Origin of the sequence: Pseudomonas sp. BN411 (genome assembly GCF_029871235.1) — a bacterium.
Classification (GTDB): domain Bacteria; phylum Pseudomonadota; class Gammaproteobacteria; order Pseudomonadales; family Pseudomonadaceae; genus Metapseudomonas.
In genome coordinates this window covers 1-23,834 of record NZ_SSOM01000085.1, presented here as the reverse complement: position 1 = coordinate 23,834, position 23,834 = coordinate 1, and the positions used below count along the sequence as shown (strand labels likewise).

Sequence of the window (23,834 nt, the reverse complement as noted above, 5' to 3'; positions counted from 1 at the left end):
GACCCTTGCCTTGCGTGCATCGCCGCTCTCAGACCGACCTGTCCGGCCTGGGGCGGAGCGATACGCTCCACGAACCAGACGACAGGAACCCCGATGGGAACTCGAACACGGCGCGGACCGCTGCGCTCTCTGATGGGATCGCTTGCCCTTCCGGCCGGCTTGCTGATGGGGTTGCTGCCATTGCAGGTGGCCCTGGCCAATGCCATGCAGCAGGAAGCCTCGCGGATTGCGGTGCCGATTCTCGCCCCCGAGCCGCCGCCGGATCGCACGGACGATTTCGACTGCCTCCGCGAGCGCCGCAGCATCCGCATCCTGGTGCCCTATAGCCGAACCTTCTTCCACATCGACCAGGGCCGCCAGAAAGGCGTGAGCCACGAGGTTGGCCTCGCCTTCGAACGCTGGCTGAACCAGCGCTACCCGCGCCAGGCCGGCAAGCGCCGCTGGCATGTGATGTTCATTCCGGTAAGCCGCGAACAGCTGCTGCCCAGCCTGGTCCGGGGCGTCGGCGATATCGCCGCGGGCGGGCTGGTGGAAGGGGAGACCGCGCGCTTTGGCGGGCAGGTGGTCACCGCCCCCGGTTCGTTCCGCGCCGACCCGGTGCTGGTGACCGGCCCGGCTGGCGAGCCGATCGGCAGTCTCGATGACCTGTCCGGCAAGGAAGTGGCGGTGCCGGCACTTGGCAATGATTTCTGGGAACTGCTGGCGCTGAACCGGACCTTCATCGAGCGCGGTCTGGCGCCGATCCACGTGGTGCCCCTGGCCGAAGGGACCGAGCCTGAAGAACTGCTGGCGCTGGTGGATGCCGGCGTCCATGCCGCCGCCGTGGTGGATCGGCGCGTGGCCCAGGCCTGGCAGCCGACCCTGGGCCGGATCGCAATCCAGCGGCCAGTGGAGCTCGATTGGGGCGGCCATTACGCCTGGGCGGTGCGCCAGAACAATCCCGAGCTGCATGCAGTGCTGGCGGAATTCCTCGCCGAACAGGATCGCGGCAGCCGCCTCGGACGGGACCTGCGCAATGGCAGACGCGATCCGGGACGCTTTCTCGGCGAACCGGCATCGGCTGAGGAGCTGCGCCGTTTCCGTCAGCTCAACCAGGCCTTCGTTGCATCCGCCGGACGCTACGACCTGGACCCGCTGATGCTGATGGCCCAGGCCTTCCACGAGTCCCGCTTCAACCAGCGCGCACGCAGCAGCCAGGGCGCGGTGGGCGTGATGCAGGTGCTGCCGAGCACGGCGGCCGACCCCAACGTAGGGGTGGCGGGTGTGCGCAATAGCGCGGAACGGAACGTCGAGGCGGCCAGCAAGTACCTGCGCTTTCTCGCCGACACCTATCTCGACGATCCGGCGCTCGATCCGGACGATCGCATGTTCATGCTGCTGGCGGCGTACAACGCCGGGCCGGGCAACCTGCAGAAGGCCAGGCGCATGGCGCGGGAAAGCGGCCTGGACCCGGACCGCTGGTTTGGCCATGTGGAGGCGGTGGTGGCGAGGGAGCTGGGCCGCGAGCCCATCGACTATGTGAGCAACGTGTACAAGTACTACATCGCCTACAAGTTCGCCCGGGACCGGGAGGAAGCACAGCCGGCAAGGATGCTGGGCAGGCTGGAGGGAATCTGAGGAGGGCGCGGCCCACTGCCGGGGCAGGGGCCGCGAAGGGCGTCAGAAGAGCAGGTAGGCGCTGGCGGTGGTCTGGTCGAGCTCGATGTCGCCGACCTTCAGCACTTCCTGTTCCAGGCGCACGCCGACGTTGCGGAATACATCCAGCTCGACGCCGAGGCCGTAGGTCAGGTCCAGATCGTTGCTGTCGCCGGCGACGTCTGCGTCGGCATCCCAGGCATGGACGCCGGCGCTGGCGAACAGGCGCACACGGTCACCCACCGGTACGCCGAAGTGGGCGGCGGCCTGTACGGAGTGGCCGTCGAAGTCGCCACGCTCGCCCTCGAAGCTACCGAGGTCGACCCAGGCGCCTTCGAAGGCCAGGTAGGGGTTCAGGCGGTAGCCGATGTAGGCCTTGTAGGCGTTGTCGTCGTCACCGAGGCTGTGCTCGTCGGTTTCTACCTTGGTCACGCCGCCACCCACGTAGAAGCCGCGGTCATCCGCGACGGCGTTGAGGGTGCTGAAGGCAAGGAAGGCAGCTGCAAGGTGTTTTCCGAATTTCATCTGTGGTCCTGCATGGTTTGTTGGTTGGAATGGGAATGGAGGGATCAGGCCGGTCCCTTGCGCTGGAACTCGCGGTCCAGGCGCTCGCGGATGCGCAGCACCGCCGCGTCCATGGCGGGGTAGATGTCCTCGACCACGGGCTTGTCGGACTGCCCGAGATTGCGGCCCTTGGCCCGGTCGACGGCGCGGCCGAGGGTTTCGCCGGTCAGGCCGTCACGGACCTCGCTGTCGAAGAACACGTAGAGGGTCTCGTCGCGTACGCCGGTGGCGTGCAGGGAGAGGCCGACCAGGAAGCCGATGGGGATGTATTCCATGACGCTCGGATCGCGCGGTGTACGTTCCAGGTCGCTGATCGACACGCGCAACGACAGAGCCCCCGGTGTGGGGCGTGCCACCAGGCGGTAGCCGGCGGATGTCAGTTGCCGTTCCAGTTGGCCACGGAAGTGGAGGAGCAGTTTGTTGATATCCGTATTGGACGCGCCGAGCTCCAAGTCGCTGCTGGCGAATGAAGAGGTTTTTGGCAAGTCGATGAAAACGACCTTGTCATGGTTGTTGGAAAAAGGTGCCGGGTATTTTTTCCAGGCAATTGTGCTGTCATCTCGTTCGATGACTTTCATCAGCACATCGGTCTGTTTTCCTGAAACTATCGAGGGGTCGATGCTCGGCGCCATTGAACAACCGAACAGCGCTGTCGAAAGCGCAAGGATGGAAAGTTCTTTGAAATGCATGGGGATTCCTGTTGAAGACGCGTCGGCATGCGCGCGCCTGAGACCGGCAAAGGCTCGCCGGTACCGGCTTCGAAAGTGGCAGCGCGGCGTGCCGCCAGGAGGGGAGGAGAACTGCAACGCCGCGCTGCCGCGCCTTTTCCGGCGCCCTGGCACTCTGAAGCAGGGGCGCGGAAAACAAGAATCAAAAATCGTTATTTATGCCGTGGAGCGTGCAGCGGTAAGTCGATGTGCGAGAGAATTCGCAGTCTCTCCTGCGGGTAATGAAATCAATAAGCTCAGAAAACTTTCATGAAAAGCCAGTTCAAGTTTCAGCTGAAAAGTGGCGGCACTGCAGTATTCGATGCCGCGAATAATCAGTTACATATAAGTTTGACTTCCGGCGATCCGCGTGCGGTGACCTTGTCCTATTCGGAATCGCGCCTGTTGCAACTTCTGCTGGATAGTCCCGGGGAAACCCGCAGTCGCAACGAAATAATGGAATACGCCTGGGACAATCGCGTCGTTGCCGCTGGAAGTCTCAACCAGGCGATATTCACCCTGCGCAATCTGATCGAAGACGGCACCGACCACGAACTGCTGCAGACGGTCCCGCGCCGGGGCTATCGGTTCAATGCGCAGTACGTGGTGGACGATTCCGCACCTGAGTCCGCAGCGGCCGTTGCCGATGCGCCAACCGCTATTGAGCCGGTGGAATCTGTGCCTGCGTCGGCTGCGCCAATCACCGCTCGCGAAAATCGGCTGGCGCGCCTGCTGCGCTCGCCGAAGCTGCTGGTGCCGGCCTATGGGGCGATGCTCTGCCTGCTCGCCCTGGTGGCGTTGTATCGCCTGGGCGTATTCGATGGCGCCGCGTCCGACCTGGTGGTCGAGGACGTGGTGGCGGGGCCGACGACCTTCCATTTCGTCGGTGACAGTGCAGAGGAGATCGCCCGTAGCCGCGAAGCGTTCAAGCCGGCGCTGGACGCCCGTGAGGATGGATTGGCCGGGCACATCTGGATCAACCGCTCCAACCGTCTCTACGACCTCAGTTGCGTCCGTACCGATGGCGCGACGGAGAACCTGATCTTTCTGGAGGACAACCCAATGGCCAATCTGCAACTGGAGATGGTCCGCCGCTGCATGAGGGGCTGGCCATGATGCTGCGCCGCTACAAGCATGCCTTCATCCTCGGTGGCCTTGCCCTGCTGGCGGTGGCCGGACTGGCGTTCGATCACGCGGCCTATTCGCGCGGGGTTTCCTACCATGGCGCGAATCGCATCGTGCTCAACGACGGCAGCCTGATACGTTCGGAAGAGCGGGTCATCATCGGTGATGTGCTGAGCTTTGCCGCCATGGAGCGGGTCGGCTCGGAGGTGAACTACGCGTCCCTGCTGGCGGACGTCGTTCATGTCGGTCCCCGCAGTCTCGAACTCCAGTTGCAGAAAGCCCAGACCAGCCGTGCCAAGCCGTTGCAACAGCTGAGCGAGATTCCCGATGTGTTCTTCGGGCGACAGTACGGTCTGGCGACAGGGGCGACACTGCGCCTGGAATTCCTGCCGGTGCCCGATGACAGGGTGATCTGCTACTACGCCCGCGAGATCGACAACGTCCGTTGTCTCAACCGTTGAGTCCCAGGCCGGGGCGGAGCGGCGGCCTCGGGCGGACCGCTCTCCGACGCCCGTCCCTGTCAGGCGGTTTCCGGCAGGTGCAGCTCGGTCCGCTCCATGAGTTGTCCATCCAGGGTTCGGGTTTCCACGCTCAGGATGACCGTGGGCCGCTCCGTGCGAATGACCTTGATGCGAGTGAGGGTCTCCGGCGTCTGCTGGATGACCAGGGATTCCCCGACGTTTCGACACAGGACCAGCATTTCAAACGCTCCACTGAAGTTGTCACGCCGCCGATTGTCGAAGCCGCTCCGCGCCTGATGCGAATCAAAAATGGTCATTGCTGCCGGTGCTGCTCAAAGCGTGGGAGCTATCGCCATGGCCCGTTTGAAAAGACGATGTCCGTGTTAAGGGTTGCTAGAGATTCCTGAGCCAAGCCGCTTGCCGAGTTCTGCGGATGGTTTTGGTTTCGCCTTCCCAGGCGAGTCCCTTTTTCAAACGCCAAAAAGGAACCAAAAGGCTTGCCCCTGCATCCGGCCCCGGCTTCGCCGGGGTGCCCTCCCTCCATCGTTGTTCCGGGGGCACGGCGAGAGGGGCCATCCATGGCCCCACACGCCTCTCGCGGCATCCATGCCGCTCGTCCCCCTCCACAATGATTCCGCTCGGCCTCCTGAAGGGGCGGAGTCGCCGCCCCACCGCTTCTACCCGGTTTCAGGCCGCTGGCTGCCTCAGGATGGCTTATGCCGCGCCAGCGCGAGTCACCCCTCGCCCGCCTGCGGGAGAGGGGCCGGGGGAGAGGGTTGAATCAGACTGGCGGCTGAGCTTGGAAGTCGTGTGCAAGAAGGCTCCCGCCAACGTCGCAACCACTAACGCAGACATACCCTTCAATCCCCGGAATCCGCAGGCGGCGCATTGCTGACGGGAAATGAAGATTGCTGATTTTGATTTCCGCCTTCCCCCTCCAAGAATCCTGCTGTCCCGAGGTCGATGACCCGGGGAGGGTCACGGCCTTCCGGGAACATCCGGGACCAGTCTTGCTACGAGAAGGGGCATTGAATGAAGTTCGTACCTGTCATCCGGCCGATCTGCTGGATCGTCTGTTCGGTCCTGGTTGCCGCGTCTTTCGGGGTCATGGGCAGTTCCATCATCGGCGGATTGCTGATGCTGTCCGGTGCGATCTGGCTGTGCCCGGCGTCCTGGTGCGCGATCGAAAGCCTCACCGGGAAAGCCGGCAGCAGTGTCGCCGTGGCCATTCTCGCGGTGCCGCTGTTCCTTCTCGGCGTGCACATCAGTACCACCGCCAGGGAACTGGTCTCGGCGCCCGCTCCCGCGCTGCAGGCCAAGGATGGCGATGCCCTGTCCAGGCAGGAGAGTGGCGATCACCCGAAGGTGGACCCGGGCGCCCTGAACTTCTTTCGCCACATCATGGAGCAGGACTACCTGGTTGCCCTGGCCGGGGGGAAGTCGGCGCTGAACGCGCTGTCGATGGTCAACCCGGTGGAGCGCATGCCCAGCTCGAAGCTGGCGCGGCTGTATGAAGGTGACGACGAGGCGGTCGATCCCTTCTTCAGGGGGCGCAAGCTCATCGTTACCGGCGAAGTCCTGGCCGTTCGCATCGACTATGCCGATGACGTGATCCTGGAGCTGCCCGGCGCCAACGACATGTTCAACGTGCAGGCGGAACTCCATAGCGATCCGAAGAAATTCTCCGAGCCGGTAGTCGAGGGCAAATACGTCGACCTCTATTGCACCGTGTACGGCAAGGTCAGCGATGAAACCGCAAGCAATCTCTACCTGAAGGACTGCACCGAAGTCGATTTCACCCCCGACGCCAAGGCCTATGCCGACAACCTGACCGAAGCCCTGCGCGGCTGGCTGCGTACCGGCGGCCGGCACATCTTCCCCACCGACAACGCGGCCACCTACTTCCTGGTGTCGTACCTGGCGGGAACCCAGCTGCCGCCGGGCAACCCCTGCCTGCGCGAGGAGGCGCCGCTGGAGGAGTGCGTGAGTTCCCTGGACAAGATGAAGGCCAGTGCCCTGTTCGAAAGTGCCCGTGGCGACCTGCAGCGCTGGCAGGAATGGCTGGGTCTGCCGACACCCGACGACTACAGCCAGTTGAGCAGCCGCTGATGGGATTTCCGCTGCGGGCATTGGCGATCTGCTGCCTGCTAGGGCTGGCCGCCGCCCCGGTGTGGGCGGCCGAGGTGCATCTGCGTGGGCACTGGCTGCAGGTGGTGGACGACGAGGACAGCCTGGTCGGCGTGCTCAGCCGTGCCGAAGAAGGCGACGCGGTGGCCGCCGAGCTGTACCTGCAGGCTTATCGCGATGGTGTTGCGGTAGGCGAGGAGGTGCACCACTTCGCCCTGGATGAAACGGTGCGGCTGTTTGCCATTCCGCTGGAAGATGACGTCGACTGCTACCGGGTGGTGGGCGTTGTCGGGCTGGATGCCGAGGGACGACAGGTCAGCGCCACCGACGATTCTTCGCCGGAGACGGGCGAATGCTGCGGTCCCGCGGCGTTGCCCACTCAGGGTTTGCGGCCGAGCTGAGCCATCAGACCGATAGCTGCACCTCGCGCTGGCCGTCGATGCGTTGCACGCCGCGCCGGCTCACCACCAGTTCACCGATGGCGATCAGGCGACTGCGGGTGACGTTGCGGCTGAGCCCGAGCAGGTTGGCCGTGTGCACCTGGTTGTAGTGGCAGTGGCGGTAGGCCGCGCGGAGCAGGGCGTCTTCCACCTTCTGGTGCAGGTTGTCGGCCTGCTCCGCGAACAGGCGCTGGAACGCCTGCTGCAATTGCGCCTCGGCGCCGCCTTCGTGGGCACGGGGTTCCTCCGGGCGGTCGATACGCAGGTTCGACAGGTGCAGGTCGGCGGCCTGGATCAGCCCGTCGCGGCAGATCAGCAGGGTGTGGTGGATGACGTTCTCCAGCTCGCGGATGTTGCCCGGCCAGGAATAGCCGCGCAGCTTGTGCTCGGCTTCGGCGCTGAGTTCGCTGCGGCCGTAACCGAGGCGGCGGCTGTATTCGTCGATGAAGTGGCGGGTCAGCGGCAGGATGTCGCCGGGCCGCTCGCGCAGGGGGCTGAGTTCCAGGCTGACGACGTTGAGCCGGTAGTACAGGTCTTCGCGGAAATGCCCGGCATTGATGGCCTTTTCCAGTTGCACGTTGGTGGCGGCCAGCACCCGCACGTCGATGGGGATGCTCTTGCGCGAACCCAGGCGCACAACCTCCCGCTCCTGCAGCACCCGCAGCAGCTTGACCTGGATGGGCATGGGCAGGTCGCCGATCTCATCGAGGAACAGGGTGCCGCCGTTGGCCGCTTCGAACCAGCCGGCCTTGGCCGCCAGCGCGCCGGTGAAGGCGCCTTTCTCATGGCCGAACAGTTCGGCCTCCACCAGGGACTCGGAAAACGCGCCGCAGTTGACCGCCACGAAGGGGCCGTCACGGCGACTGCTGAGGTTGTGCACGTGGCGCGCCACCAGCTCTTTGCCGGTACCGGTTTCGCCGATGATCAGCACGCTGGCCTCACTCGGCGCAACCTGCTGCAGGTGCGCCAGCAGCGCCTGGGACTTGGGGTCTTCGAACACCTGGGCGGTGGCTCGCACGGATGTGGCCAGGGCCGGGGACGGGGGGAGGGTGAGCAGGCCGGAAGGGGCTTGGCGCGGTGCTTTCATGAGTAGAAGGTCGGCTTCGGCAGGGTCTGGTTGAGGGCCCACTCGCCCAGTTCGCGGACCTTGTAGTCCACCGGGTCGTGCAGGGTCTGGGTGCGCAGGTTGCGCCAGTGGCGGTCCAGGCGCAGGGCGGCATGGGTGGAGCGCGCGCCGGTCACCTCGAACAGGCGGCTGCACAGGTCGAGGCCGGTGCGGGTGGCCGCTACCTTGGCGGTGGCGATGGCCAGGGCCAGTTCGCCCCGCTGGGCATCACCGAGGTCGGGGCCCTGGTTCCAGGCTGCGTCCAGCAGGGCGGTGGCGCGCCTCACCAGGGCGCGGACGCCTTCCAGGCCAACCCAGAACTCGCCGTAATGGGCCAGCACGTAGGGATCTTCACCGATGTGGCTGGCCGGCGATTTGAACCAGGGGCGGGCTTCCTTGAGCGTGTAGGCGCGGGCCTCCTCGAAGGAGCCTTCGGCGATGCCCAGGTAGATATGGGTGAAGATCAGTTGCGCAATCAGCGGGCGCAGACAGGCGAAGGGTGTGCTCAGCGGGCCCGGGTCCAGCAGCAGTTCGTTTTCCTCGACCCGCACCCGCTCGAAGATGGCGCTGCCGCTGTCGGTCTGGCGCTGGCCGATGTTGTCCCAGTCGTCTGCCAGGCTGATGCCGCTGCGGGCCGTGGGGATGGCAGCGATCAGCAGCTTGCCGGTTTCTTCGTCCAGGCCAGAGGCGATCAGCATCTGCGAATCGAGGGCACCGGAGCAGAAGCTCTTCTTGCCGGAGAATTCTCGCCAGCCGTCGAAGCGCTTCACCGTCGTTCGGGTGTCCAGCGGGTTCAGCGCGTTGCCCCAGAACCATTGGCTGCGTGCGGTGAGCTGGAACCAGGGCTGCCATTGCTCGGGGCGGGAGAACAGCCGCACGGTCGCGAGCATCAGGTGCTGGAAGGCGAAGACGTGGGCGATGGAGCTGTCCACGCGGGCGAATTCGCGTACCACGTCCAGGGTGGTTTGCCAGTCCTGGCCGAGTCCGCCGTATTGCTCGGGAATGATCAGTGACAGCAGGCCGCTCTGGCGGATGGCATCGCGTTCGGCCTTGGGTGTACCGCCACGGGCGTCGCGCTCGGCGGCCGTTTCGGCAAAGCCGGCCGCCAGCTCGCGGGCAATTTCCAGCGGCGAGGGATGGGGGAGATGCTGCAGGGCATTCACGCGGGATACCTCTTCAGGTGAGATTCTTGTTGGGACGCCCCTTGGCGAGAAGGGGCGGGCAGGCTCAGCTCGCAGCGGCCTTGGGCAATACGTCGTTGGCGATCATTTCGCCGAACGGGCCGGTGAGGTTGGTGACGCCGCGACCGGCCAGACTGGCGTAGGGCTCGGGCAGCAGCGGGAACACCAGTTCGGCGAAGCGGTAGGCCTCTTCCAGGTGCGGGTAGCCGGAAAAGATGAAGCTCTCGATGCCGAGGTCGGCGTATTCCTTGATGCGCGTCGCCACCTGCTGCGGGTCGCCCACCAGGGCGGTGCCGGCGCCACCACGCACCAGTCCGACGCCGGCCCAGAGGTTCGGGGCGATTTCCAGGTTGTCGCGGCGTCCGCCATGCAGCGCGGCCATGCGCCGTTGGCCTTCGGAATCGAAACGGGCGAAGGACTGCTGGGCGGCGGCGATGGTGTCGTCGGAAATGTGCTCGATCAGCTTGCTGGCGGCGCGCCAGGCTTCTTCCGCCGTTTCACGCACGATCACGTGCAGGCGAATGCCGAACTTCACGGTGCGGCCATGGCGGGCGGCGCGTTCGCGTACGTCGGCAATCTTCTTCGCCACTGCTGCAGGCGGTTCGCCCCAGGTCAGGTAGACGTCCACCTGCTCGGCGGCCAGGTCATGGGCTGCGTCGGAAGAGCCGCCGAAGTACAGCGGCGGATAGGGCTGCTGGAGCGGCGGGTAGAGCGCCTTGGCGTTTTCCACCTGGATGTGCTTGCCCTCGAAATCAACCGACTCGCCCTGCAACACGCGGCGCCAGATGCGCAGGAACTCGTCGGTGACCTCGTAGCGTTCGGCATGGCTCAGGTGGATGCCATCGCCGCGGTTTTCGTCCGGGTCGCCGCCGGTGACCACATTGATCAGCAGGCGTCCGCCGGAGAGACGGTCGAGGGTAGCGGCCATGCGCGCGGAGACGGTGGGGGAGATGATCCCCGGACGGATTGCCACCAGGTAGCGCAGACGCTCGGTCAGCGGCGCCAGGGCCGAGGCGACCACCCAGGAGTCCTCGCAGGAGCGGCCGGTGGGGATCAACACGCCGTGGTAGCCGAGGCTGTCGGCGGCCTGCGCCACTTGCTTGAGGTAGGGCAGGGAGACCGGCCGGGCGCCCTGGGTGGTGCCGAGGAAATGGCCATCGCCGTGGGTGGGGAGAAACCAGAAAACGTTCATGTCAGGTCCTTCAGGCGATCTTCAGCAGGTCGGCGGCAGCGCCGGGGAATAGAGGCGCTGCACGTTCGGCGGCGAGCTGGATGCGGGCTTTCAGCGCGTCACTGCTGATCTGGTAGTTGTCGAAATCGGACTCGGAGGCGTAGACCCCGATGGGCAGGGTCAGCGACTGGAAGAAGCTGAACAGCGGACGCAGTTGGTGGTCGAGGACCAGCGCATGGCGCTCGCTGCCACCGGTGGCGGCGAGCAGCACCGGGGTGTCGATCAGCGCGCTCTGGTCGATCAGGTCGAACAGGTGCTTGAACTGGCCCGGATAGGTGCCGCGATAGACCGGAGTGGCCACCACCAGCAGGTCGGCATTCTCGATGGCGCGCAGTTCGTGCTCGACGGTCTCCGGCAGTTCCTTGCGCGACAGCGCGCCGCCCACCGAGCGGGCGATGTCGCCCAGTTCGATCAGGTGGCTCTGGATGGGCAGGTGCCTGCCCAGCTCGGCGACGATGGCCTGGATCAGCACCAGGGTGCGGGAAGGACGGAAGGTGCTGCCGGTAACAGCGACCACTTTGATCGACTTGCTCATGAGGTATCCCTTGTGATGTTGCTGGGTGTGCAGCAGGACAGAGCAAGGGGCGTACCAAAGCGCAAAGTGTGCGGAATCAGGGCAGTTCGGTGATGTTTTGCGGATGTTCTCTGGCTGATGGGCAGCAGTTGTGTTGCTTGGGTGTTGCCCTGGCAACACCTCTGCTGGCGATGGGGTGTTCTCGTATATGTAAAATTGGAATATATAAATGCGAATAGATAATTTTTTTATCTATATGGGCATCGGGCATCATTCCTCTGCGCTTTCGGATGCCAGGAATGCACCATGTCTCTGCTTACCCTCCCCAATGCCCGTGAATTGACCAAGTCCGTACGGGCCACCGTGCTGGTTTTCGAGGACCCGGCCTCCCGTGACCTGCTCGGCCGCATCGAGCGCCTGGCTCCCAGCGAGGCCAACGCCTTGATCGTCGGGGAAACCGGCACTGGCAAGGAACTGGTGGCCCGGCATATCCACAACCTCAGTCGCCGCTCCGGTGGTCCGTTCGTGGCGGTGAACTGTGGCGCCTTCGCGGAAACCCTGGTGGAGAGCGAGCTCTTCGGTCACGAGAAGGGGGCCTTCACCGGCGCCACGCAGAGCAAGGCCGGTTGGTTCGAGGCGGCCAACGGCGGCACCCTGTTCCTCGACGAAATCGGTGACCTGCCGTTGAACATGCAGGTGAAGCTCCTGCGGGTGCTGCAGGAGCGGGAAGTGGTGCGGCTCGGCTCGCGCACACCGATCCCCATTGACGTGCGCCTGGTGGCGGCGACCAACGTCAACCTGGCGGATGCGGTCATCGCCGGACATTTCCGCGAGGACCTCTTCTACCGGCTGCATGTGGCCAAGATCCAGTTGCCGCCGCTGCGCGAGCGCAAGGGGGACATCCTGCCCCTGGCGGCATTCTTCCTCGAAGAACATTGCCGACGCCTGGGCTACACCCCGGCGAGCCTGAGTCCGGAAGCCGAGCGCAAGCTGCTCGCCCATGGCTGGCCGGGCAACATCCGTGAACTGGAAAACGCTATCCACCACGCGCTGCTGGTGTGCCGCAACCGCCAGGTACAACCGGCCGACCTGCACCTGGTGGACATTCGCCTGGCCTCCATCCGCCAGGACCAGCCGCTCCAGCCCGTTGGCCTGGAAGCCGCGCTGGAGGCGCTATTCGAGGAGAACCGGCCGGATCTCTACGAACACATCGAGGAACGCCTGTTCCGCACCGCCTACCGCTTCTGCCACGGCAACCAGTTACAGACCGCCCGCCTGCTGGGCATCAGCCGCAACATCGTAAGGGCGCGGCTGGAGAAGATTGGCGAGTTGGAAGTCGCCCATAGCACCCCCGGCGTTCGCCTGGCTTGATCCCATTTCCCGCGCCTCATCCCGGGGCGCAAGCGGACTGTAGGAGCGAGCTTGCTCGCGAACCTCCTGAGCCGCCACTTCGCGAGCAAGCTCGCTCCTACACAAATTCCACTCCTGCTGCCCATTCAGGCAAAAAGCACGGTTTTTTGACTCATGAAGTCGCGGATTTTGCAAGGCTAGGCCCGGCTCCTCCGGGCGGTGGCAAACAGCGGATTAACGGAAGCGTCAGTCGCGAAGCGCTCTAGAACGGGTGTTCCAGCAATTGGGGATGGCCCCCGAAATGGGTGGAGATGGCCCCGGAGTGCCCCTCGGAATTGCCTTTGTAAGAACATATTTCATGGATAATGCGATTAAAAACAATGACTTAAATGATATAAACGGTCGAATTTGGTGGGAATGACGGACGCTTGACAGTGTTTTTTGGCGAATCTTTAGTCAGGTATGTAAGAAATTGTTTCGCAATGCGGATAGCTGCATCGTGAGGGCGTTGCAGCCTTAGCCGAGAAACAATGAACGCTAGGGAGAACGTCATGAGCACTGTTTCGCACACCGCATCACCAGGGGCGTTTTCGCCCGTCTCGCAGCATCTTTCCGAATTTCACGGTCCGCCGGGCGGATGACGCCCCGGTGTCGGCACGATATTGCCGGCACCCTCAGGGATAGAACCTCCTGCTGAAGAGCGTGAATCGCGCTAGCACCAGCGTCGCTTCAAGGTAGGCGTCATCTAGTCCCCCAAATCCCGAAGTCAAGTCGAAAGCGTGGAGCCCTGTCCTTGCTGCCATGGCGCACGCCCTTACGCAGTCGGAATTGAGGAATCAGCAAATGGCCAATTTCAACCTCGCGGACCTGGATTTCATTCTCCAGCAGATTCTCATCGCTGAAGCCCACGCCAATGGCGAGGAGCTCATTGACTTGCTGCCCAACGTGCAGGTGCCCTTCGGCCTGCGCACCATAGACGGCTCGTTCAACAACCTGTTCGCCGGCCAGACCGAGTTCGGTTCCGCGGACAACCTTTTCCCGCGTCTGCTGGACCCGGTGTTCCGGCCAGCCGATGCCGGCACGTCCTACGCGCAGACGACCGGGACGGTAATCGACGCCCAGCCGCGCATCATCAGCAACCTGATCGTCGATGACACCGCCAGCAACCCGGCGGCAGTCGCGACGGCCTTTGACCCTGGCGTGGATGGGATTCTCGGAACGCCCGACGACGTGCTGAAGGACGGCGCCCAGATCGTGACCAGCCCCGGCCTTGACGGGTTGTTCGGCACGGCAGATGACAAGCCGACCTTCTTCATTCCCAACGTTGCGTCGGATGCCGGCCTGTCCGCACCCTTCAACGCCTGGATGACCTTCTTCGGTCAGTTCTTCGACCACGGCCTGGACCTGGTCACCAAAGGCGGCAACGACATCATCTTCATCCCGCTGCAATCGGACGACCCGCGCTTCGTTGCCGGCAGTCCGACCAACTTCATGGTCGTGACCCGCGCCACCCAGTTCGGCGGCCCTGGCCTGAACCAGAACACCACCTCGCCCTTCGTCGACCAGAACCAGACCTACAGCTCGCACCCGTCGCACCAGGTGTTCCTGCGTGCCTACGAGATCGGTGCCGATGGTCATCCCCATGCCACCGGCAAGCTGATCACCAACCGTGCCCTGGGGGCCGATGGCGAATTCGGCACCGCTGACGACGTGGAAATCGGCGGCATGGCCACCTGGGCGGTGGTCAAGGCGCAGGCCCGCGACATCCTCGGGATCAACCTGACCGATGCCAACGTGTTTGACGTGCCGCTGCTGGCCACCGATGCCTATGGCAACTTCATCAAGGGGCCGAATGGCTTCCCGCAGGTGGTGATGAAAGGGGTCGACGGCCTGGCCGGCACCGCCGACGACGTCCTGGTGGAAGGCAACCCGCTGGCACCGATCGACCTGACCAATGCGGTCGGTACCGGTCACCAGTTCCTCATCGACATCGCCCACAGCGCCGACCCCACCGGCGGCCTGACCGCCGACGCCGACAACATCATCAACGTGGGAACCGCGCCCGCAGCCGGGACCTACGACAACGAGCTGCTGGACGCGCACTTCATGGCCGGTGACGGCCGGGTCAACGAAAACATCGGCCTGACCACCGTGCACCACGTGTTCCACTCCGAGCACAACCGCCTGGTGGAACAGACCAAGAGCACACTGCTGGCTTCCGGCAACCTGGCGGAGCTGACTCCCTGGCTGATGCCGGGTACGGCACCAACCGTATTCCCGACCACTGCGGCCGATATCGCTGCCCTGGACTGGAACGGCGAGCGTCTGTTCCAGGCCGCCAAGTTCGGCACCGAGATGCAGTACCAGCACCTGGTGTTCGAAGAGTTCGCCCGTACCATCCAGCCGCAGGTGGACGAATTCCTGGCGCCATCGGGCTATGACACCACCATCGATCCGTCCATCGTCGCCGAGTTCGCCCACACGGTTTACCGCTTCGGCCACTCGATGCTGACTGAGACCATCGATCGCTTCGATCCGAACTTCAACCCGGTCACAGTCGACCCATTGCACCCGACCAATGACCAGCAACTGGGCCTGATCGCCGCCTTCCTCAACCCGCTGGCCTTCGCCGCCAGTGGCCCGACTGCGGAAGCTGCGGCCGGCGCCATCGTCCGTGGTGTGACCCGCACCGTGGGCAACGAGATCGACGAATTCGTCACCGAGGCCTTGCGCAACAACCTGGTAGGCCTGCCGCTGGACCTCGCCGCCATCAACATCGCCCGTGGCCGCGATGCCGGCATTCCCTCGCTGAACGCCGCGCGCCGCGAGTTCTACCACATGACCGGCGACGAGCAACTGAACCCCTACACCAGTTGGGTGGACTTCCTCGATCACCTGAAACACCCGGAATCGCTGATCAACTTCATCGCCGCCTACGGCACCCATACCAGCATCACCGGCGCTACTACCCTGGCGGCCAAACGTGCCGCTGCGACCCTGCTGGTGCTGGGCGGCGCCGGCGAACCGACTGACCGCCTGGACTTCCTGCACAGCACCGGGGCCTGGGCCAGCGGCGCCGATGGCGTGACCACTACCGGCCTGGACCTGGTGGACTTGTGGATCGGCGGCCTGGCCGAAGAGAAGATGCCGTTCGGCGGCAAGCTGGGCTCGACCTTCAACTTCGTGTTCGAGACCCAGTTGGAGTCCCTGCAGAACGGTGACCGCTTCTATTACCTGTCGCGTACTGCGGGGATGAACTTCGGCACCGAGCTGGAGAACAACTCCTTCGCCAAACTGGTGATGCTCAACACCGATGCCACTCACCTGTCCAACGCGATCTTCTCCACACCGACCTGGACCCTTGAGGTCAACCAGGCCGCGCAGCACACCGGCCTGAACGACGCCGGCGCGGACGGCATCCAGGGCACGGCGGATGATGTGGTCGGCGCAGACGGTATCGCCGGCAACTCCGACCCCACCGGCGGTATCGTCATCAACGGTATTGAAATCACCCCGCTGGTGATCCGCGACAATCCCAATACCGCTGCCGTGGAAACCAACTACCTGCGCTACACCGGGGAAGACCACATAGTGCTCGGTGGCACAGCGCTTGACGACACCCTCATCTCCGGCGACGGCGACGACACCCTCTACGGCGATGGCGGCAACGACGAACTCGAAGGCGGGTACGGCAACGACACCGTCATGGGTGGCGCCGGTGACGATGTCCTCACCGATATGGGTGGCGACAACCGCATGGAAGGTGGCGACGGCAACGACGTGATCGAAGTCGGCAACATGATGGCCGGCGGCGCCGGCAACCTGATCCTCGGCGGCAACGGCAAGGATTTCATCGTCACCATCGAAGACATGTCCACCACCTTCGGCGGCCAGGGCGACGACTTCATCTACAGCGCCAAGACCAGCCTGCCGCCCACCGGCAACGAGGGTAACGACTGGATCGAGTGGGGTACCCAGGACGGCGCGCCCGGCGACAACTTCGCGCCTCTGCTGGCTGACAACGTGATCGGCCACGACATCTTCATCGGCGGCGGCGGTTTCGATGAAATGATCGGGGAGGGCGGCGACGACATCTTCGTGGGCAGCGATGCCCAGGACAAGATGGACGGCATGTCCGGCTATGACTGGGTCACCTACAAGAACGACAACATCGGCGTCACCGTCGACCTGGCGCTGGCGGCCTTCCTCGGCATCGGTGAAGTGGGCGACCACATCGCCTTCCCGGTGGCACAGTCGCCGGCTTCGATCTTCGACCGCTTCGCCGAAGTGGAAGGCCTGTCCGGTTCCGCCTTCGCCGACATCCTGCGCGGCGACGACGTGGACCCGACCACCATCATCAACCACGGCGGCGCTACCGGCGGTGCCTTGACCAACCTCGACCTGATCACCGGCCTGCGGGCCTTCCTCGGTGACCAGGCCGCGGTAGGTGCGGACGGCATCCTCGGCACCGCGGACGACCTGGTGGACACCTTCGTCGGCGGCAACATCATCCTCGGCGGTGGCGGCAGCGACATCATGGAAGGTCGCGGCGGCAACGACCTGATCGATGGCGACCTGATGCTGAACGTGCGCATCAGCGTACGTGCCAATGCCGACGGCACCGGCGCGGAAATCGCCACCTTCGACAGCATGGTGGACCTGATCCCCCTGATGCTGAACCACACCTTCAACCCCGGTCAGCTGGTGGCGGTGCGTGAACTGCTCGATAGCGGTGCCGGCTTCGACACCGCCAACTACCAAGGCCGTGCTGCCGATTACACGGTGGTAACCAATGCCGACGGCTCCGTCACCGTGACCGACTCGGTGGCTGGCCGTGACGGCATCGATCGCCTGACCAACGTCGAGCGTATCCAGTTCTCCGACAGCAGGCAGGTGCTGGTCGCCGGTCTCAATGCCGAGCCGACGGGACTGCTGACCATCGGCGATACCAACGGTGGCGCCCTGGAGGTGGGTGATTTCCTCACCGTCTCCGCGGCCGGCGTCAACGACGGTGACAACCCTGGTGGCGACATCACCGACGTCAACTATGTCTGGCAGGTCGAGCGCGTTCCGGGCAGCGGCGTATTCGAGGACATCATTGCCGCACCGGCGGGCGACCTGGCCTTCCAGAGCGCCAACGGCATCCGCTTCCGGATCACTCCGGACCTCGCGGGTCTGTCGATCCGGGTCAAGGGCGTCTACCAGGATGCCGGCGGCGTCACCGAGCAGGTGTTCTCCGCACCGTCCGCCGCCGTGGCGGCCTTCACTCCGCCGCCGCCCACTCCGGTGGTCGATGTGGGGCCGGGTGTTACCCAGAGCGGACCAGGCATCCAGCTGGTGCGCGGGGACCTGAACTTCATCCTCGATCAGATCCGCATCGCCGAGGCTCATGCTGGCGGTGCCGACCTGCTGTCCCTGCTGCCGAACATCCGCGCCTCCATGGGCCTGCGCACGGTCACCGGTGAGTTCAACAACCTGCTGAACTTCTCCGGTATCGACCAGAGCCAGTTCGGTGCAGCCGACAACACCTTCCCGCGCCTGTTGCCGCCTGAATTCACCAATGAGAACGATGAGGCCGCCTTCAACGGCGTCACCAACACCAACTACAACAGCTCCGTCAGTGTGGTGGACAGCGACCCGCGCACCATCAGCAATCTGATCGTCGACCAGACCGCCAACAACCCGGCGGCGGTGGCGTCGACCTTCGATCCTGGCGTGGACGGGATTCTCGGGACAGCCGACGATGTGTTGAAGGACGGCAATCTGGTCGTGACCAGTCCTGGACTGGACGGTCTGTTCGGCACGGGCGATGACCAGCAGGTGAACTTCATCGCCAACACCATGCCGGATGCTGGCCTGACCGCTCCGTTCAACGCCTGGATGACCTTCTTCGGGCAGTTCTTCGACCACGGCCTGGACCTGGTGACCAAGGGTGGCAGCGGCACCGTGTTCATCCCGCTGCAGCCGGATGATCCGCGCTTCGTCGCGGGCAGCCCGACCAACTTCATGGTCCTCACCCGCGCTACCCAGGTGGGCGGCGTACCGGGGCAGAACGAGAACACCACCTCGCCCTTCGTCGACCAGAACCAGACCTACAGCTCGCACCCGTCGCACCAGGTGTTCCTGCGTGAGTACATCTCCACCCCGACTGGGCCCAAGGCGACCGGTGAACTGATCACCAACCGCAACCTGGGTGCCGATGGCGAGTTCGGCACAGCCGACGACGTGGAAATCGGTGGCATGGCCACCTGGGCAGTGGTCAAGGCCCAGGCTCGTGACATCCTCGGGATCAACCTGACCGATGCCAACGTGTTCGATGTGCCGCTGCTGGCCACCGACGACTACGGCAACTTCATCAAGGGGGCGAACGGCTTCCCGCAAGTGGTGTTCCCCGGCGCGGACGGTATTGTGGGTACTGCCGACGACGAGCTGGTGGAGGGCAACCCGGCTGCCAACGGCGGCCTGGGTATCAGCCTGGTAGGTGCAGTGAGCACCGGTCACCAGTTCCTCATCGACATCGCCCACAGCGCAGATCCCACCGGCGGCCTGACCGCCGACGCCGACAACATCGTCAACGTGGGCACCCCGCCGGCAGCGGGAACCTACGACAACGAGCTGCTCGACGCGCACTACATGGCCGGCGACGGCCGGGTCAACGAGAACATCGGCCTGACCTCCGTCCACGCGATCTTCCACTCCGAGCACAATCGCCTGGTGGCACAGACCAAGTCCACCGTGCTGGCCAGCAACGACCTGGCGTTCCTCGCCGAGTGGCTGCTGCCGGGTACGGCTCCGGCTGCCTTCCCGACCACCGCGGCCGACATCAATGCCCTGCAGTGGAATGGCGAGCGGCTGTTCCAGACCGCCAAGTTCGGTACTGAAATGCAGTACCAGCACCTGGTATTCGAAGAGTTCGCGCGGACCATCCAGCCCAACGTCGACCCGTTCTTCGCGCCGACCCAGGTCTATGACGTCAACCTCGATCCGTCGATCGTCGCCGAGTTCGCCCACACGGTTTACCGTTTCGGCCACTCGATGCTGACCGAGACAGTCGATCGCTTCGACGCCAACTTCAACCCGATCGTCGCTGACCCGCTGCACCCGACCAACGACCAGCAACTGGGCCTGATCGCCGCCTTCCTCAACCCGCTGGCCTATGCCGCCAGCGGCGTGACCCCGGAAGACGCTACCAGTGCCATCGTGCGTGGCGTGACCCGTACCGTGGGCAACCAGATCGACGAGTTCGTCACCGAGGCGCTGCGCAACAACCTGGTGGGCCTGCCGCTGGACCTGGCAGCGCTGAACATCGCCCGTGGCCGCGACACCGGCGTGCCGAGCCTCAACCATGCCCGGGCCTCGTTCTACGACGCTACCGGCGACGCCAACCTGAAGCCCTACGTGAGCTGGGCCGACATGGTGATGCACCTGAAGCATCCGGAGTCGCTGATCAACTTCATCGCGGCCTACGGTACCCATGACTCCATCGACGTAACGGCGACTACCCTGGCCGAGAAGCGCGCCGCGGCGACCGCCATCGTCCTGGGCGGGGCAGCGGCACCTGCCGACCGGCTGGACTTCCTCAATGGCACTGGCGCATGGACCGGCGTGGAAACCGGCCTCAACCTGGTGGACTTCTGGATCGGTGGCCTGGCCGAGAAGGTCACGCCGTTCGGCGGCATGCTGGGCTCGACCTTCAACTTCGTGTTCGAGAACCAGCTGGAGAAACTCCAGGACGGCGACCGCTTCTACTACCTGGAACGTACCGCCGGCCTGAACTTCAACGCTGAGCTGGAAGGCAACTCGTTCGCCAAGCTGATCATGGCCAACACCCATGCCACCCACCTGCCGGGCGTGGTCTTCCTGACCCCGGCCTTTACCCTTGAGGTCAATCCGCTGGTGCAGCACACCGGCCTCAATGATGCCGGCGCGGATGGCATCCAGGGCACCCTGGATGATGTGGTCGGCACCGATGCCATAGCCGGCAACTCCGACCCGCTGGGTGACAACCCGCTGCTGCCGCTGGTGGATCGCGACAATCCGGCGACTGCCGGGCTGGACACCAACTACCTGATGTATCGCGGTCCGGACCATGTGGTACTGGGCGGCAGTGCCGGCAACGACATCCTGCGCTCCAGCGAGGGCGACGACACCCTCTACGGCGACGGCGGAGATGACCGTCTGGATGGCGGCTACGGCAATGACTTCATCAATGGTGGCGACAACGACGACATCATCACGGACGTGGGTGGCGACGACAACATCAAGGGTGACAACGGCAACGACGTGATCCAGGGTGGCAACGGCGTCAACCTGATCCTCGGCGGCTTCGGCAACGACTTCATCATCACCGGTGAAGACGCCAGCGAAGCCTTCGGCGGCCAGGGCAACGACTTCATCCTGGGCTCCAAAGCCAACGAGCAGGACATGGGCAACGAGGGTGATGACTGGCTGGAAGCCGGTACCTCGGACGGCGCCCCTGGCGACAACTTCGATCCGGCTGGCAACGACCCGATCGCCGGCAACGACGTCTACGTCGGCAGCGGCGAAAACGACAAGTTCAACGCCGAGGGCGGTGACGACATCATGGTCGGCAGCGCTGGCCAGGGTGACCGTTACATCGGTTCCTCCGGTTACGACTGGGCGACCTTCAAGAACGATACCCGCGGTGTCACCATCGACATCAGTGACCGCTTCTTCGACCAGCCGCAACAGCCGGGTTCAGGTGCCTCGGTACTGTCCCGCTTCGACTTCGTCGAAGGTCTGTCGGGTTCCGCCTTCGGTGACGTGCTGAGCGGTGACGATTCCGATGCCGCTTCGTTGCCGGTGGCCGGCGCCAAGGGCAGCGTGCTGACCAACATCGCGCTGATCTCCGGGCTCCAGGGCTTCCTCAACCAGATGCTCGGTACCGTGGCCGTGCCGTCCGTGGCCTTCTTCGACGGCGGCAACATCATGCTCGGCGGCAGCGGCAGCGACATCATCATGGGACGGGGTGGCGATGACCTGATCGATGGCGACAGATGGCTGAACGTACGCATCAGCGTGCGGGCCAACCTCGATGGCAGCGGCGCGGAGATCGCGAGCTTCAACAACATGACCGAGATGGTGCCGCTGATGGTCAACGGTACCTATCACGCCGGGCAACTGGTGATCGTGCGGGAGCTCCTGCAAGGCACTGCCGCGCTGGATACGGCGGCGTACCGCGGCCTGTCGTCGGAGTACGACTTCGTGGTCAATGCCGATGGCACGGTCACCGTGACTGACTCGGTGGCTGGACGTGACGGTACCGACCAACTGAACAGCATCGAGCGCCTGCAGTTCACCGACGGCGTCATCGACCTGTCCGGCGTCGACGCACGCCCGGTAGGCGCGGTGAGCATCAACGACGCTACACCTGAAGTCGGCACGCTGCTCACCGCTTCCCTGGCTGGCGTAACCGATGCCGACAATGCCGGCGGCACCATCACCGGAGCGGTGTCCTACTACTGGCAGGTGGAAACCAACGCGGGCAGCGGCATCTTCGACGACATCACCTTCGTCGCCGCCGGCGAGGTCTCCCGCGCCACGGGCCGCAGCTTCCGCGTCACCGCCGACCTGGCCGGCCTGGCCTTGCGGGTGATGGCCATCTACAAGGACGCCAATGGTGTGCTGGAGACCGTGCTGTCGAACGTGACGGATTTGGTTTCGGCGACTCCGTCAAACGATGCGCCGACGGGTGCGCCGGCGATCAGCGATACCACGCCGAGCCTGGGCCAGGTGTTGACGGCGACTCGCGGGACCATCGCCGACGCGGATGGCACCGCTACCTCGGTGTTCAGCTTCCAGTGGCAGTTCTCCACCAATGGCGGGGCGACCTGGGACAATATTGCCAGCGCCACGGGGACGAGCTTCACGGTCGGGGCGGCGCAGCTGGGGCAACTGCTGCGGGTGGTGGCGAGCTTTACGGATGACGGCGGCACCGCGGAGTCGGTGGCCTCGGCGGCAACGACGGCGGTGGGGACACTGATCGTCGGTACGGCAGGGGACGACGTGCTTAACGGCACGGCAGGAATCGATGAGATTCAGGGGCTTGCTGGTAATGACACCCTGAATGGCCTGGCTGGAGCTGACGTGCTCATCGGCGGTGATGGCGATGACACGCTCAATGGTGGCCTTGGCGTCGATACGCTTATCGGCGGCACGGGGAATGATATCTATCTCATCGACGGCACTCTGGATGTCGTGACCGAACTTGTTGGCGAAGGTGTCGACCTGGTTCGGAGCACGCGGTCAGGCTATGTGTTGGGCGCGAACGTCGAGAACCTCACCTACACGGGCGCAGGGGCATTCGCGGGGATTGGCAATGGGCTGGATAACGTGATCACCGGCGGCGCAGCTGGTAACAGCCTAAGCGGTGGTGACGGTAACGATACCCTGATTGGTGGTGCGAGCGGCGACTCGCTGGTTGGTGGTGTCGGCAACGATGTGCTTATTGGCGGCAGTGGGAATGACAACCTGAACGGGGGCGCAGGGGATGACTCACTCAACGGCGGCGCAGGCATCGATGCCCTGGCCGGTGGTGCGGGGAATGATGTCTATCTCATCGACAATACCCTGGACGCCGTGATCGAACTGGGTGGTGAGGGTACCGACCTGGTTCAGACCACACGATCGGGCTATGCGCTGGGCGTGAACGTCGAGAACCTCACCTACACGGGCGCAGGGGCATTCGCGGGGATTGGCAATGGGCTCGATAACGTGATCACGGGGGGGGCAGGTAATAACAGCCTAAGCGGTGGCGGTGGCAACGACACCTTGGTTGGCGGTTCCGGTGCGGATAGTTTACGTGGCGACGCCGGCACTGATTCCTTGGTCGGCGGTGCGGGTAATGACGTCTATCTCATCGACAACACCCCGGATGTCGTGACCGAACTCGCTGGTGAAGGTATCGACCTGGTTCAGGCCACACGATCGGGCTATGTGCTGGGCGCGAACCTCGAGAACCTCACCAACCTTGGGGCGGGCGCGTTCGCGGGGATTGGCAATGACCTGAATAACATGATCATCGGCGGCGCCGGTAATGACAGCCTGAGTGGTGGTGCGGGTAACGATACTCTCAGCGGCGGTGCGAGCAACGACGCACTGACTGGAGGCCTCGGTAATGACCGGCTGATCGGTGGGGCCGGTAACGACTTCATGACTGGCGGTCTCGGTAATGACACCTTCGTGTTTGCCGCAGGCTTTGGCAACGACAATATCCTGGACTTCGACGCCAACCCGGCAGGTGGCCAGGACCTGATGCAACTGACAGTGCCGGGCATCACCGCGGCGAACTTCGCAACCCGCGTATCGATCACCGATGTCGGGGCGGACACTCTGGTCACCATCGGTGGCAACCACATCACCCTGGTGGGGGTA

At 64.3% G+C, this 23,834-nt stretch carries 14 protein-coding genes; 7 read left to right on the top strand and 7 right to left on the bottom strand.

Annotation, left to right across the window (positions count from 1 at the left end; translation table 11 throughout):
- Positions 1-132: 132 nt before the first annotated feature.
- Positions 133-1,617, top strand: coding sequence for a transglycosylase SLT domain-containing protein (locus E8F06_RS27170; RefSeq protein ID WP_280372271.1), 1,485 nt, complete (start codon positions 133-135; stop codon positions 1,615-1,617).
- A gap of 42 nt (positions 1,618-1,659) precedes the next feature.
- Here the strand turns inward: E8F06_RS27170 and E8F06_RS27165 are convergent, their stop codons facing one another.
- Together E8F06_RS27165 and E8F06_RS27160 are read right to left on the bottom strand one after the other, a co-directional pair.
- Positions 1,660-2,160, bottom strand: coding sequence for an outer membrane beta-barrel protein (locus E8F06_RS27165; protein ID WP_280372270.1), 501 nt, complete (start codon positions 2,158-2,160; stop codon positions 1,660-1,662).
- Positions 2,161-2,204: 44 nt separating this feature from the next.
- On the bottom strand, positions 2,205-2,888 hold the full coding sequence (locus E8F06_RS27160; protein ID WP_280372269.1) for a DUF3313 family protein: 684 nt from the start codon (positions 2,886-2,888) through the stop codon (positions 2,205-2,207).
- A gap of 288 nt (positions 2,889-3,176) precedes the next feature.
- Here E8F06_RS27160 and E8F06_RS27155 point away from each other — a divergent pair, with 288 nt between their 5' ends.
- Both E8F06_RS27155 and E8F06_RS27150 read left to right on the top strand, forming a co-directional pair.
- On the top strand, positions 3,177-4,022 hold the full coding sequence (locus E8F06_RS27155; protein ID WP_280372268.1) for a winged helix-turn-helix domain-containing protein: 846 nt from the start codon (positions 3,177-3,179) through the stop codon (positions 4,020-4,022).
- A complete protein-coding gene (locus E8F06_RS27150; RefSeq protein WP_280372267.1) occupies positions 4,019-4,492 on the top strand; it encodes a hypothetical protein in 474 nt (157 codons plus the stop codon). Before E8F06_RS27155 ends, E8F06_RS27150 begins: the two co-directional genes overlap by 4 nt.
- A 59-nt stretch (positions 4,493-4,551) precedes the next feature.
- Here the strand turns inward: E8F06_RS27150 and E8F06_RS27145 are convergent, their stop codons facing one another.
- Positions 4,552-4,731: a hypothetical protein gene (locus E8F06_RS27145; protein WP_280372266.1), complete on the bottom strand. Its 180-nt coding sequence runs from the start codon at positions 4,729-4,731 to the stop codon at positions 4,552-4,554.
- Positions 4,732-5,524: 793 nt separating this feature from the next.
- Between E8F06_RS27145 and E8F06_RS27140 the strand changes: the two genes are divergently transcribed.
- Positions 5,525-6,601: a hypothetical protein gene (locus E8F06_RS27140; protein ID WP_280372265.1), complete on the top strand. Its 1,077-nt coding sequence runs from the start codon at positions 5,525-5,527 to the stop codon at positions 6,599-6,601.
- On the top strand, positions 6,601-7,020 hold the full coding sequence (locus E8F06_RS27135; RefSeq protein WP_280372264.1) for a hypothetical protein: 420 nt from the start codon (positions 6,601-6,603) through the stop codon (positions 7,018-7,020). Before E8F06_RS27140 ends, E8F06_RS27135 begins: the two co-directional genes overlap by 1 nt.
- A gap of 4 nt (positions 7,021-7,024) precedes the next feature.
- Here E8F06_RS27135 and E8F06_RS27130 read toward each other — a convergent pair whose 3' ends face one another.
- The 4 genes from E8F06_RS27130 to msuE form a co-directional block, all read right to left on the bottom strand.
- Entirely contained in the window at positions 7,025-8,146 is a 1,122-nt protein-coding gene (locus E8F06_RS27130; RefSeq protein ID WP_280372263.1) for a sigma-54 dependent transcriptional regulator, read from the bottom strand.
- Positions 8,143-9,327, bottom strand: a complete 1,185-nt coding sequence (locus tag E8F06_RS27125; protein WP_280372262.1) for an acyl-CoA dehydrogenase family protein — start codon at positions 9,325-9,327, stop codon at positions 8,143-8,145. Before E8F06_RS27125 ends, E8F06_RS27130 begins: the two co-directional genes overlap by 4 nt.
- A gap of 64 nt (positions 9,328-9,391) precedes the next feature.
- Entirely contained in the window at positions 9,392-10,537 is a 1,146-nt protein-coding gene (ssuD, locus tag E8F06_RS27120) for an FMNH2-dependent alkanesulfonate monooxygenase (protein ID WP_280372261.1), read from the bottom strand.
- A 10-nt stretch (positions 10,538-10,547) separates the two neighbouring features.
- The gene (msuE, locus tag E8F06_RS27115) at positions 10,548-11,111 is read right to left on the bottom strand and encodes an FMN reductase (protein WP_280372260.1); all 564 of its coding nucleotides are present in this window, start codon (positions 11,109-11,111) and stop codon (positions 10,548-10,550) included.
- A gap of 285 nt (positions 11,112-11,396) precedes the next feature.
- Between msuE and E8F06_RS27110 the strand changes: the two genes are divergently transcribed.
- Together E8F06_RS27110 and E8F06_RS27105 are read left to right on the top strand one after the other, a co-directional pair.
- Complete coding sequence (locus E8F06_RS27110; RefSeq protein WP_280372259.1) at positions 11,397-12,461, top strand: sigma-54 dependent transcriptional regulator; 1,065 nt, start codon at positions 11,397-11,399, stop codon at positions 12,459-12,461.
- An 822-nt stretch (positions 12,462-13,283) separates the two neighbouring features.
- The coding region (locus E8F06_RS27105) for a peroxidase family protein (RefSeq protein WP_280372258.1) at positions 13,284-23,834 on the top strand (10,551 nt) is incomplete at its 3' end.